The organism is Afipia sp. Root123D2, from assembly GCF_001425835.1.
In the GTDB taxonomy this organism is placed as follows: Bacteria; Pseudomonadota; Alphaproteobacteria; order Rhizobiales; family Xanthobacteraceae; genus Afipia.
On sequence record NZ_LMDP01000004.1, the window covers coordinates 312,910 to 326,202 of the forward strand.

Consider the following 13,293-nt stretch of genomic DNA (forward strand, 5'->3'; position numbering starts at 1 on the left):
GGCGCATGACCGGCGCGCGCATGAGTACGCTTGTATCCCTGCGGGGCGCGATCAGCCGTCTTGAGGCGACTGGGGTGTCGCAAAACCTCGACCGCGTCATGCTCGGCCATGCGGCTGTCGATGCGACGCTGCAGGGCGGCCTGATGCGCGGCGCGCTGCACGAGATTTTTGCGCTGGAAAGCCGTCACACCTCGTCCGCAACCGGATTCGTTGCCGGCCTGGCCGGTCGGCTGGCGCGACGACGGCCGCTACTCTGGGTTCGTCAGGACTTTATCGAAACCGAAGCGGGGATGGTGTCGATGAACGGCCTCAGCGAACTCGGCCTCAATCCGCAGCGGGTGGTGACGGTGCGCGCGGCGGATGCAGAGACCGCGCTGCGTGTCACGGCTGATGCACTGGCCTGCGATGCGCTCGGTGCCGTGGTGCTCGACCTGTGGGGCAAGGTGAGGACATTCGATCTTGTCGCCAGCCGCAAGCTCACTCTGGCGGCGCAGGCTTCCGGCGTGACCTGTCTGATGTTGCGCACATCGGCGATGCCGGCGGCCAGCACCGCCGAAACACGATGGATCGTCCGTGCGACGCCCTCGCTGCCGACTGCCGACTGGGGCGCGCCGATGCTCGACGTTCAACTTGTTCGCAACCGTCATGGCCAGACCGGCCAATGGATCATGGAGTGGAAGTGTGATGAGTGCCTCTTCCGTGAACCGGCGGCGTCTTCTCAGCCTATGGCTGCCGCGCCTGCCGACCGACCGCTTGCAGCGCCTGTTGTGGCGCGACAGCGCCGCGCCGGGTAGTGGTGCGCTAAAAAACGACACGCCCGGGATTGTTGTCGCGAAGCTGAACAACACGCTGCAGATTTCCGCGGTCAACGATGCTGCGGCGCGCATCGGTCTCGAGCCGGGACTGCCCCTCGCCAATGCGCGCGCTATCTGTCCCGATGTCCATGTCTTCGATGCGGACGACGTGGCCGATGCAAAGCTGCTCGACGCCATCGCCGACTGGTGCGACCGCTTCACGCCGCTGGTGGCGCTCGATCCGCCGCACGGATTGTGCCTCGACATTACTGGCTGCGCGCATTTGTTCGGCGGTGAGACCGCGCTGATGCAGACGCTTTGCGATGCGTTGCGCGCGCAGGGCTTTGCGGTCAGTGCCGCGATCGCGGGTACGTCGGTTTGCGCCCGGACGCTCAAGCGATATGAGCACGGCCGCATCGTCCGGGACGGTGAAGAAGCCGACGCGGTGACGCCGCTTCCGCTGTTTGCGCTCGGTGCCGATGAGGCGATCACGCGTGGACTGCGCCGGGCGGGTCTCAAAACCATCGGCGACGTCGCCTCGCGCGAACCATATGAGATCACCGCGCGTTTCGGTGCGGCCTTCACAGCACTGGTGCAGCAGGCGCTGGGGCAGGGTGATACGCCGATTTCTCCGCGCAAGCCGGTGCCGGATTACATGGTTGAGCGGCGATTTGCCGAGCCGGTCGCGACCGATAGCGTGATCGCGGAAACATTGTCGAAGCTCGCGCAGATGCTGGTCGCTGCGATGGACAAGCATGGCAAGGGCGCGCGGCGGCTGGAGGCGACGTTCTTCCGCACCGACGGCGCGGTGCGCGCAATCACGGTAGAAGCAGGACAGCCGGTGACGCTCGCCGATTTCGTCGACCGGCTATTCCGCGAGAAGCTCGATGCGCTAGCCGACCCGCTCGATCCCGGCTTCGGTTTCGATCTCATTCGTCTTGCCGCCAGCCGGGTCGAGCTCGTGGTGCAGGAGCAGCGCGATTTCGACACCCGCGCGCAGGACAACGACGAGGTTGCCGCGCTGATCGACCGCATCGCGGCGCGTATCGGCGGACGGCGTATCGTCGTCCATCTGCCGCAGGATACGCATGTTCCGGAGCGCGCCATGGTCAGTGTACCCGCGCAACAGAACCTCGCGCTCGCCGCACAGGCGACGTGGCCTGAACGGATCGAAGCCGAGCCGCCGCTGCGGCCATTGCGGATATTGGACAGGCCGGAGGAGGTCACGACTATCGCTGCCGAAGTACCGGATGGGCCGCCCGCAAAATTTATCTGGCGGCGCGCCTCTCATACCGTGGTGCGCGCGGAAGGACCGGAGCGCATCGCGATGGAGTGGTGGCGCTCCGACAACCACATGCCGACCCGTGATTATTTCCGCGTTGAGGACGAGACGGGCTTGCGCTTCTGGCTTTATCGCGATGGGCTCTATGATCGCGAAGGTGAGAGGTCGCAGCCCAACTGGTTCATGCATGGGATGTTCGCATGAATGATCCAGCCTATGCCGAAATCGGCATCACGACGAATTTCTCCTTTCTGCGCGGCGGCTCGCAGCCGCAGGAATATGTCCATCAGGCAAGCACGCTGCGAATTCCCGCTATCGGGATTGCCGACCGCAATACGCTGGCGGGTGTTGTGCGGGCCTACAAGGAGCTCGAAAACCACGAAGTCACCTGCAAACCGAAACTGCTGATCGGGTCACGGCTGGTTTTTCTCGACGGAACACCGGACATCCTGGTCTATCCACCCGACCGTGCGGCCTATGGCCGGCTTTGCCAGTTGCTCACGCGCGGCAAGCGCGCGGCGGAGAAGGGCGAGTGTCATTTAAGATTTGATGACCTGCTGGATTTCGCCGAGGGTCAGCTTCTGGTGCTGACGCTGCCGCATCGCTTTGACGTAGCGAAAGCGCGCGAAACTCTCGATCGGTTGAACCGCAGTGGTGCGGAAGGAGTCTGGCTCGCAGCGAGCTTGCTCTATCGCGGTGACGACAAGCGGCGCCTCGCGCGCTTGCAACAACTGGCGTTCGCCGCCCGCGTGCCGCTGCTCGCAACCAATGAGGTGCTGTATCACGATCCTGCACGCCGTCCTCTGCAGGATGTGCTGACATGTATTCGGGACAAGACGACAATCGAGACGGCGGGCCGGCGGCTCGAAGCCAATGCCGAACGGCATCTGAAACCCGCTCACGAGATGGCGAGATTGTTTCGCGGCTATCCCGACGCCATCGTGGAGACGATGCGTTTTGCAAACCGGATCACCTTTACGCTCGACGAGTTGAGGTACCAATATCCCGACGAGCCGGTGCCGCCGGGGAAGACAGCACAGCAGCATCTTGAGGGTCTGACCTGGCAGGGTGTCGATGAATATTTTCCGAACGACATCGACGACAAATTACGCGCGACGCTGCACAAAGAACTGAAGCTGATCGAAAAGCTCGGTTACGCGCATTACTTCCTGACCGTCCACGATATCGTTCGCTATGCGAGGTCGCAGGGTATTTTGTGTCAGGGCCGGGGGTCGGCGGCGAATTCTGCGGTCTGTTATGTGCTCGGCGTGACGTCCGTGAACCCGGCGGAAGTCAATCTGCTGTTCGAGCGGTTTATTTCCAGGGAACGGCTGGAGCCGCCGGATATCGACGTCGACTTCGAGCATTCGCGGCGCGAGGAGGTGATGCAGTACGTATTCAATCGCTACGGCCGTCACCGCGCGGCGATTGTCGCGACTGTTATTCATTACCGACCGCGCAGCGCGATCCGTGATGTCGGCAAGGCGCTGGGACTAACCGAAGACGTGACGTCAGCGCTGGCCGATACGGTATGGGGAAGCTGGGGCAAGGACGTCAGCGACATGCAGATCAGGCAGGCGGGGTTTGATCCGGAAAACCGGATGATCCGCCGTGCTGTTGAGCTTGCGACCGAGTTGATCGAATTTCCTCGTCATTTGTCGCAGCATGTCGGCGGCTTTGTGCTGACCCAGGATCGGCTCGACACCTATGTGCCGATCGGCAACGCCGCGATGGATGACCGTACATTCATCGAATGGGACAAGGACGACATCGACGCACTGAAGATGATGAAGGTCGATGTGCTGGCGCTCGGGATGCTGACCTGCATCCGCAAATGTTTCGATCTGATCTCGGATCATAAAGGCCAGCACTATGAGCTGGCGGACATCAAAGCGGAAAGCGACGACAGCGATAAAGTCTTCGACATGCTGTGCAGGGGCGAATCCCTCGGTGTATTTCAGGTCGAAAGCCGGGCGCAGATGAACATGCTGCCGCGCCTCAAGCCGCGCACGTTCTACGATCTGGTGATCGAGGTTGCCATCGTTCGGCCCGGCCCAATTCAAGGCAACATGGTGCATCCGTATCTGAAGCGCCGGAAAATGAAGCCGGAAGATATCGAATATCCTTACCCCAAGGGCGGCAATAAAAACGAACTGAGAGACGTGCTCGAAAAGACGCTGGGCGTGCCGCTGTTTCAGGAACAAGCCATGCGTATTGCGATGCAGGCTGCGGAGTTTACCTCCGAAGAGGCGAATGGGTTGCGCCGCGCGATGGCGACATTTCGCAATGTCGGCACCATGCACACCTTTGAAGAGAGGATGGTGAGCCGGATGATCGTGCGGGGCTACGATCCCGAATTTGCGCGCAACTGTTTCGACCAGATCAAGGGGTTCGGCAGTTATGGTTTCCCCGAAAGCCATGCTGCGGCTTTTGCCCAGCTTGTCTATGTCTCATCATGGCTCAAGCATTATCATCCTGATGCCTTCGCCTGCGGGCTGCTGAATTCGCAGTCCATGGGCTTCTATGCGCCGGCGCAGATCGTTGGCGACGCACGCCAGAACGGCGTTACGGTGCGCGAGATCGACGTGTCGTTCAGCCATGGGCAGAACTCGCTTGAGGAACGGAGCGGGCAATATCACGCGCTGCGGCTCGGTTTCCGTCAGATCGACGGCTTTCGGGTGCGCGATATCGATGACAGGCTGGCTGCGGCGAAGGAGAACGAGGTGGGTGAAGCCGGGGATTATTGGGATGACCGGATTATCGCAGCGCGCGAACACGGGCCTTTCACGTCGCTGGAAGGTTTCTCGCGCCAAACAGGGTTGCCAAAACGCGCGCTGATCCTGCTCGCGGATGCCGATGCTTTTCGCTCGCTCGGACTCGATCGCCGTGCGGCACTGTGGGCCGTGCGCCGCCTGCCGGACGATGTGGCGCTGCCGCTGTTTGATGCGGCCACTGCGCGTGAACAGCCGGACGAGTCCGTACGGCCGTTACCGGCGATGGCGCTGTCCGAGCACGTCGTCGCCGACTACCAGACGGTGCGGCTGTCGCTCAAAGGTCATCCCATGGAATTCCTGCGCGCAAGCTTTGGCAAAGAAGGCGTGCTGCCCTGCTCCGAAGCAACGCGGCAACGCGATGGGCGGCTCGTCAAATGCGCCGGGGTTGTTTTGGTGCGGCAGCGGCCGGGCAGCGCCAAAGGCGTGGTGTTCATGACCATCGAGGATGAAACCGGCATTGCCAATATCGTGGTATGGCCGAAAGTGATGGAAATATTTCGCAAGGAGGTGATGGGCGCGCGTCTGGTGCTGATCGAGGGCCGGATTCAGAGCAGCGAGGGCGTGGTGCATTTGGTCGCGGAACGGCTTCATGACCGCTCGCACGATCTGACATATCTCGCCAACGATTCGCTGTTTCGCAAACAGGCCTTGCCGTCGGGCGCCACGCTGGCCGTGCCACTCAATCAGGAAAGCGCCGTCTCGGACATGCCGGCCCAGAAACATCGGCATCCGCGCAATGTCCGAATTCTCCCGCGCTCGCGCGATTTTCACTGATCTGGCATGCTCGTCGATTTATGAATTGCCTTTCGGTGCATGATCCGGCCAATAGTTCTGTTATTCCGGGGATCAGGGTATGAAAACAAGCCGAGAAATTCTGTCGCACATCTGGGCGGCAAGCGGTGGTGATCCCGCATTGCTGGACGCCGTAACGCTGACTGGCACCGAACCGGTGTTGCCGTCATCGTTTCGTGTTGGCACCGCAGCACAGGTCGCCGTTGCCGCCGCAGGGCTCGCTGCGGCGCAAATCTGGCAGATGCGGACCGGCGAGACCCAGAACGTTGCGGTGGACATGCGCCATGCGGCCATCGAATGTCGCAGCGAGCGCTATCTGCGCGTCGACGACAAGCCGCCGCCTCCGGCATGGGATGCTATCGCCGGTGTCTACAAGACCGGCGATGGGCGTTTCGTGCGCCTTCACACCAACTTCCCGCATCACCGTGACAATGTCTGCAAGGTGCTGGGCTGCAAGCCGGAGCGCGATGACGTTCAGCGCGCGCTGATGCAATGGAAGGCAGAGAATTTTGAGACGACGGCTTATGCCGGAGGCTGCGTGGTGTCGATGATGCGCAGCCGCGACGAATGGATGGCGCATCCGCAGGCGCAAGCCCTGGAGAAGCTGCCGCTGGTTCAGATCGACAGAATCGGTGACGCCGAGCCGCGGCCATGGCCGGCTGGCGATCGTCCGCTTGCGGGGCTGCGCGTGCTTGATTTGTCGCGGGTGATCGCAGGCCCGGTCGCGGGACGGACACTTGCGGCGCATGGCGCCAACGTGATGCTGATTGCCAGCCCGAATCTGCCTGCGATTCCGTGGCTCACCATCGACACCGGGCGCGGCAAACTGTCGAGTTTCGCCGATCTCGCGACCGAGGAGGGGCGAGCGGCATTGCGGGGTCTGATCGCAAAAGCCGATATCTTTTCGCAGGGCTATCGTCCGCAAGGTCTCGCGGAGCTGGGCTTTTCGCCGCTGGAGGCGGCGCGCCTCAGCCCTGGTATCGTTTACGTCTGTTTGTCGGCTTATGGTTCATCCGGTCCATGGGCGGGGCGCCGTGGTTTCGATTCACTGGTGCAGACCTCGACCGGATTTAATCACGCCGAAGGGCAGGCCGCCGGTGTCGAAGGACCGAAGGAATTGCCGATGCAGATTCTCGATCACGTCACCGGCTATCTGATGGCATACGGCGCGATGATAGCGCGGGCGCGGCAAGCGCGCGAAGGCGGAAGCTGGCATGTGCAGGTCTCGCTGGCGCGGACCGGGCAGTGGCTGTGGAATCTTGGGCGGCTCCCAAATGGCCTTGCCACGACGGACGTCAACCGCGCAGAGATCATATCCCTGCTCGAAGAAAGCGAATCAGGTTTTGGGAAGCTGTCCGTCGTTCGCCATTCCGCGATCCTGTCGAAAACCCCGGCGTTCTGGGCGCGTCCGTCTGTGCCGCTCGGGGCCCATCCACCGCAATGGCCCTAGCGCGGTATGTTCTTGACCGATCGGCGGCCAGTGGCGACATTGGTCGTGCGCGATCGGACAGACCAGAATTCAACTGCGCCATCGAGACGGCATGTGCCGATGCCGTGATCCAACCGAGTGCCGATGCCGAAAATCTTCGCAGATCCCGAAGCGATCGTGGACGACATCATCCGGGATTGCGGAAAGAAGCTTGTGGTCGGGCTTCCGCTCGGCCTCGGGAAAGCCAATCACATCATTAATGCGCTTTTCGCGCGGGCCGTCGCGGACCCGTCAATCAGCCTGACGATATTTTCAGCGCTGACGTTGGAAAAGCCGGTGCCCTCGACCGATCTCGAACGGCGGTTCATCGCCCCCGTCATCGACCGGCTGTTCGGTGGTTATCCCGATTTGACGTATGCAGCACGCCTGCGCGCCGGTACGTTGTCGCCGAATATCGAAGTCATCGAGTTCTTTTTTCTGGCGGGCCGCTGGCTGCACAAGCCCTATGCGCAGCAGCACTACATTTCCGCGAATTATACCCACGCCGCGTCCTATCTACTGACGCGCGGCGTCAATGTGATTGCGCAACTGGTAGCGAAGCGTGTGGTCGATGGTCAGGCCCGCTACAGCCTGAGCTGCAACACCGACACCACGCTCGATCTGATGAAGGCGCGCGCCGAAGGGCGGACGGCGTTCAAGATCATAGGGCAGGTGAATTCGGAGCTGCCGTTCATGCCGGGGCAGGGCGACCTTGCTGGCGACGAATTCCATGCCATTCTGGAAAGTCCGGAAACCGATTTTCCGCTGTTCGCGCCCCCATCCGAGCCGATCTCCGATACCAAATACGCTATCGGCCTTCATGCAGCGGGCCTGATCCGCGACGGCGGCAGTCTGCAGATCGGGATTGGGCAGGTCGGTGATGCGCTGGCGCAGGGATTGATCGTACGTCATCGCGACAACGATCAATTCCGGCAGATCCTGTCTCGACTCGCGCCGGCGCAAGCGCCGCGCGAGACCGAACCGTTCACGACCGGCCTCTATGGCGTCAGCGAAATGTTCTTTGAAGCATTTCTCGGGTTGATCAAGGCCGGCATCGTCAAGCGCGAGATCGAGGGCGTATTGCTCCACGCGGCGTTCTTCCTCGGGCCCAGATCGTTCTACCGGGCGCTGCGCGAGATGGCGCCTGCGCAGCTTGCGAAGATCCAGATGACGCCGGTGTCGTTCACCAACCAGATTTACGGTGGCGAGGACGCCAAGCGTGCCGCGCGCGTCGATGCACGGTTCGTCAACAATGCGATGATGGCGACGCTGATGGGCGCCGCTGTGTCCGATGGTTTGGAAAACGGTCAGGTGGTGTCGGGCGTCGGCGGTCAGTACAATTTCGTCGCGCAGGCTTTTGCTCTCGAAGGCGCTCGCTCGATCCTGACACTGGAGTCGACCCGCGGAGCGGGCAAGCGGACGGCATCAAATATCCGCTGGTCTTATGGGCACACCACGATCCCGCGGCATCTGCGCGACATCGTCGTAACGGAATACGGCGTTGCCGATCTCCGTGGAAAATCGGATGCCGATGTTATCGCGTCGATGCTGGCGGTGACCGACTCGCGGTTTCAGCTTGAACTGATGCAGGAGGCGAAGGAGGCGGGAAAGCTGCCGAGATCGTACGCGATTCCGGTCGCACATCGGCACAACACGCCCGAGCGCATTGCCGAAGCGCTCAAGCCGGCGCGAAGTGCGGGGCTATTGTCGGCGTTTCCATTCGGGACCGATTTTACCGAAACCGAGCAACGCCTGATCCCCGCGCTGCAATCGATCAAGGAGGCTTCAGCCCAGCCTATCAATCTGCTCGGATTGATGTTGCGGGGCATCTTCGCCGACAAGACCCGGGCGGATGTGCGCGAGGGCTTGTCGCGGCTTCGCCTCGATAAGCCGGTGACGCTGCCGGAGCATCTTTATCGAGCGCTGGTCAGCGCCGCGCTCGCGCGGACTAGCGGTTTTTGAAGTTCGGCGGGCGCTTTTCGATGAAAGCGGCCATACCTTCGGAGCGATCCTCAAGCGCGAAGGTGCCGTGAAAGAGATCGCCCTCCAACTCCATGCCTTCGGCAAGCGACGTTTCCAGCGCACGATTGACCGCAGCCTTGGCCATGGTCGAAACCGGGCGCGACATCGAGGCGATCTTGGTGGCGATGGCGAGAACTTCCTCCATCAACTTGTCGACCGGAAATATCCGGCTCACCAGCCCGGAGCGCTCGGCTTCGGCGGCATCCATCATCCTGCCAGTGAGGCAAAGGTCCATCGCCTTCGATTTGCCGACGGCGCGGGTCAGGCGCTGCGTTCCGCCGAGCCCCGGAATGGTGCCGAGCGTGATTTCGGGCTGTCCGAACTTCGCGGTGTCGGAGGCAATGATGATGTCGCACATCATCGCCAGTTCGCAGCCGCCGCCCAGCGCATATCCGCTGACGGCAGCGATGGTCGGCTTCTTGCACTTCGTGACGCGGTCGCCGCCGATGTCCATGAAATCCTGCGAGAACATGTCGATGAATTTCTTCGGCTGCATTTCCTTGATGTCGGCGCCGGCGGCAAAGGCCTTTTCGTTACCCGTAATCACAATGCAACCGATGGCGTCGTCGGCTTCGAGGTCGTCGACGGCAGCGGCAATCTCGCCAAAAACGCCGAACGAAAGGGCATTGAGGATTTTCGGTCGGTTGATCCGGATGAGGCCGACTGGACCCTTGTTCTCAACGATGATGTGCTCAAATGCCGTCATGATCCGTTCCTGAATGCGTCCCTGAGGGGTTGCGGAGGCGCAGCTGATGCGCCGTTGCAGCCACTGTGCCTGCTGGCTGCGGTGTTCGCAAGACCGGTTCCCGATACGGCATGATACTTCTGGATACATCGCATCGCGCGGCGTGACTGGCGACGCGGCGAGAAGTTGAGGCTGTCTGACGATTGTTCGAGCGACTACGCGGCTACGCCATGAACATCCGGGCAGCCGAAGCGAGCGTGAGCAGTCCACCGAATGCGACGAAGATTTTTCCGATCAGCGACGTCTGGCCCCAGGTGTCGCCGGCATCGTCATGGCTGCTGGCAATCTGGTCTGACATGGGGGCTGCAACGGGCGCTGCGGCTGCGGTCGTGGTGGTCGCGACAACCGGAGCAGGAGCGGCCACGCTGATGGCTGAGGCGGCATTGGCCGCCTTGTCGAGATCGTTCAACTCATCCGATGCGCTGATCTGCGTGCCACTCGCGTTGGCGTTTTCATGCCGTGATGGAGTATAGAACTTCAAGGCGGCCGCCATATCGGAGGCCCGCTGATCGCTTGTGTTGAGCTCAGCGCGGGCATTCGCAACCGCGGACAATTCTTCAGCAGCCTTCCTGACCGATGCGGTCTTGGCGCTGTCCTTGATGTCCTTCTTAGTCGCTGCCGTTCTTTCCGTAGATTTACGGGACACGCTCGATTTCTTGGCGGTTTTCTTGCTCACGTGGCGCGAATGGCGGGTCGCCTTCTTTTTCGCGTGGCGCGACCGGTGTTTGACATATTTACCAAGCGCCAGCGGCTTCCCGGCCTCAGCCTGCGTCGCGGCACGGGACGTCTGTGCCTGCGCCGTTCCGCCAAAAAAAATTGCAATCGCTGCAGCGGCGATCAATGAACGCCAGAAGGCCTTGAGTTGCATAGCAATCTCCCCATGCCTGCCCCGTACCTTCAGAAAAACTCCCCTCGTGACCGCAGAGCGGCGAAAAGTAGGAATTTTTTGACGGAAAGGGCAAAACCAAGGCAGATCCCGATCAAAATCCCGATTCTCACGATTCCGTGATCGCGATATCCCGCCGTAACACCTTAGGAACAGGCACGTAATGCCTGATGGGAGCGCTCGTGCGCGAACGTGAAACGGAGTGGACCGAATTGATGCGGTCCGCCAATGCCGGCGACAAGAGCGCCTATCATCGTTTGCTCAGGTCCGTCACGCCGGTCCTGAGAGCGGCCGCGCGCCGTGGCCTCGTCAGGGCCGGACAACCGGCAGATCAGTCCGAGGATATCGTGCAGGACATCTTGCTCGCAGTGCATCTGAAGCGACACACGTGGCGGCCGGACGCGCTGTTCGCGCCGTGGTTGTTCGCGATTGCCCGCAACAAGCTGATCGATGCCTTGCGCCGCCGTGGCCGGCGCGTCTTCGTCAATATCGATGATTTTTCCGAAACGCTGCCCGGCGAGCAGCCCGAGGAAACAGTTCCCGCGGGTGAAGTCGCAACGCATCTTGCGGGATTGCCGGCCCGGCAGCGTGAGGTGCTGCAGTCCATCGCTGTCGATGGCGCTTCGATCAAGGACACCGCCGCCAAATTTGCGATGACGGAGGTTGCGGTGCGCGTCGCCCTGCATCGCGGCCTGTCCAACCTTTCATCGCGCCTGCGCAAGGAATGAAGATGAAAACCGACGATCTCATTTCCGGCCTCACCAGCGATCATGACTGGCGCATGCAACCGGTCTGGGTCTGGTTCCTCGCCGCACTGGTTGCGGCGCTGCCGGTGTCCGTCGCGATGTTCATGATGTCGCTTGGCATGCGTTCGGATGTGATGACGGCGATGCACAACCCGTTCTTCGATCTGAAGTTCATCGTCACCATTACGCTCGCGTCGGCGGCGATTGCCGTCAGCTTGCATCTGTCGCGGCCAGAGGCATCGTTAGGAAAGTGGGTATGGCTGCTGGCTGTGCCCCTTGGGTTGCTTGGCATCGGTATTGCCAGCGATCTCGCGGTCAATGAGCGCGCGGGATGGAGCACGCGATTGATCGGCAAGAATTCGATGACTTGCATGATAGCGATCCCGCTGCTGGCGCTGCCGTTCCTGATCGGGGCGCTGTTGACACTGCGCCGCGGCGCTCCGGCCCGCCCGGCGTTGACCGGTGCGTTTGCCGGTCTGCTGTCGGCGGGGCTTGCGGCAACGCTGTATGCAAGTCATTGCACCGACGACTCGCCGCTGTTCGTTACGGCCTGGTACACGATCGCGGCGCTTGTAACGGCGGCGGTTGGCGCCATGGCTGGCGCACGCATTCTGAAAATGTAATTGAAATCCGGCGGCCGTTCAGGCCGCAGGTTCGGCCTGCTCGGTTGTCTGCCGCATACGGTGAAACCGCAGGACCTGCTGCGCAGTCGAAGCGCGCAGCATGTCGTAGTTCTCCTGATACTCGTCAAGATCGGCGACCGGCTCGTACCCGGCGAGTTTGTCGCGCATCGCCATGACTGTCCGCAATGTCGGCCAGGACAGGCCGATCACCTTCGCCAGCACCAGCAGGCCCTCGGATCCAGCCTCGGTCATCATGCTCTCGACGCTTGAAATGGGCATGTTGGTCAGTGCCGCAATCGCGGCGATGGTTTCATCGAAACGTCCGGCGTTGGCGAACGCGGCGATCTGGGATTCGTTAAGCCGGCCGTCGTTGTGGAGAGATCTGACGAGATTTTGCGCCTGCGTAGTTTCCTCGCTGATAGCGTCCGTATCCGTGCTTGCACGACGGGCAACTTCGCTGACGGCGGAGGAAACGTCGCTCGCCATCTGCGGGTTGGCGGCTTCCAGTCTCGCCCTGACCGAAGCCGACGCCCTTGCTATTAGCTTCAGATAAACATGCCGCGGGACCGATTTCCGCAATCCGACGCGGGCTGCGAGGCCGTCATTGCCATCGGCGCGCGACAGCAGCCGGTCGAAACCCTGCTCGGAGAATTGCGCTCCCGGATTGTCCACGGTGCTTCCCACGACCTCATCATTGCCTCGTTCGACAAGAATGTCGGTGACCGCGCCGCTCAGAACCTTTCGTTTTGAAATCGCAAGCAAATGCTCCTGGCTCTTTTCGCGGGCGCTCTCAACCAGGGCATCGTCGTCGAGACGATCGGACATCGATAGCACCGGTGCGGCGACCTCGATCAGGTCGTCGAACGCAAGCGTATACATCAGTTGCGGCGGAGCTTTCGAGATCGGCGCCAGCCGGTTTGCAAGCAGCGCCTTCGCCGATGTTTCGATGCGCTGGATCAGATAATGGAACACGTCATCGAAGATCGCGATCTGGTCGTCGGAATAGTAGCTTGCAGACAGCACGAACAAGTCGGTCACACGGCGAAGGGTTTCGACCCGCCGGGCCACATTGCCATTGCGAAGCGCGTCCTGCAGCTCGCCGAGCAGCGTGGTGGAGAAACTGGAAGGTTTCGAAATCATGACTTCTGTCCTGAAATATTC

Annotated in this window: 10 protein-coding genes; 7 read left to right on the forward strand and 3 right to left on the reverse strand. The window is 61.5% G+C overall.

Annotated features, from left to right (window positions below; genetic code table 11):
• Positions 1–5: 5 nt before the first annotated feature.
• From ASC80_RS21035 to ASC80_RS21055, 5 genes are all read left to right on the forward strand, one after another.
• Positions 6–794, forward strand: coding sequence for an ImuA family protein (locus ASC80_RS21035; protein ID WP_056301594.1), 789 nt, complete (start codon positions 6–8; stop codon positions 792–794).
• The gene (locus ASC80_RS21040; RefSeq protein ID WP_056301596.1) at positions 685–2,280 is read left to right on the forward strand and encodes a Y-family DNA polymerase; all 1,596 of its coding nucleotides are present in this window, start codon (positions 685–687) and stop codon (positions 2,278–2,280) included. Before ASC80_RS21035 ends, ASC80_RS21040 begins: the two co-directional genes overlap by 110 nt.
• A complete protein-coding gene (locus ASC80_RS21045) occupies positions 2,277–5,624 on the forward strand; it encodes an error-prone DNA polymerase (protein ID WP_056301599.1) in 3,348 nt (1,115 codons plus the stop codon). The genes ASC80_RS21040 and ASC80_RS21045 overlap by 4 nt, the downstream gene beginning before the upstream one ends.
• Before the next feature lie 79 nt (positions 5,625–5,703).
• The gene (locus tag ASC80_RS21050) at positions 5,704–7,092 is read left to right on the forward strand and encodes a CoA transferase (RefSeq protein ID WP_056301601.1); all 1,389 of its coding nucleotides are present in this window, start codon (positions 5,704–5,706) and stop codon (positions 7,090–7,092) included.
• Positions 7,093–7,215: 123 nt separating this feature from the next.
• The gene (locus ASC80_RS21055) at positions 7,216–9,072 is read left to right on the forward strand and encodes an acetyl-CoA hydrolase/transferase C-terminal domain-containing protein (protein WP_056301604.1); all 1,857 of its coding nucleotides are present in this window, start codon (positions 7,216–7,218) and stop codon (positions 9,070–9,072) included.
• On the opposite strand, the gene ASC80_RS21060 is transcribed toward ASC80_RS21055, so the two are convergent.
• Positions 9,059–9,838, reverse strand: coding sequence for an enoyl-CoA hydratase (locus ASC80_RS21060; protein ID WP_056301605.1), 780 nt, complete (start codon positions 9,836–9,838; stop codon positions 9,059–9,061). The two genes, ASC80_RS21055 and ASC80_RS21060, sit on opposite strands and share 14 nt — an antisense overlap.
• A gap of 202 nt (positions 9,839–10,040) precedes the next feature.
• The gene (locus ASC80_RS21065) at positions 10,041–10,745 is read right to left on the reverse strand and encodes a hypothetical protein (protein ID WP_056301607.1); all 705 of its coding nucleotides are present in this window, start codon (positions 10,743–10,745) and stop codon (positions 10,041–10,043) included.
• A 200-nt stretch (positions 10,746–10,945) separates the two neighbouring features.
• Between ASC80_RS21065 and ASC80_RS21070 the strand changes: the two genes are divergently transcribed.
• On the forward strand, positions 10,946–11,491 hold the full coding sequence (locus ASC80_RS21070; protein WP_056301821.1) for a sigma-70 family RNA polymerase sigma factor: 546 nt from the start codon (positions 10,946–10,948) through the stop codon (positions 11,489–11,491).
• Positions 11,492–11,493: 2 nt separating this feature from the next.
• Complete coding sequence (locus tag ASC80_RS21075; protein WP_056301823.1) at positions 11,494–12,132, forward strand: NrsF family protein; 639 nt, start codon at positions 11,494–11,496, stop codon at positions 12,130–12,132.
• 18 nt (positions 12,133–12,150) lie between these two features.
• Here the strand turns inward: ASC80_RS21075 and ASC80_RS21080 are convergent, their stop codons facing one another.
• Positions 12,151–13,272 carry a DUF2336 domain-containing protein gene (locus ASC80_RS21080; RefSeq protein WP_056301609.1) on the reverse strand — a complete coding sequence of 374 codons (1,122 nt, stop codon included), beginning with the start codon at positions 13,270–13,272 and terminating at the stop codon, positions 12,151–12,153.
• Positions 13,273–13,293 lie beyond the last annotated feature (21 nt).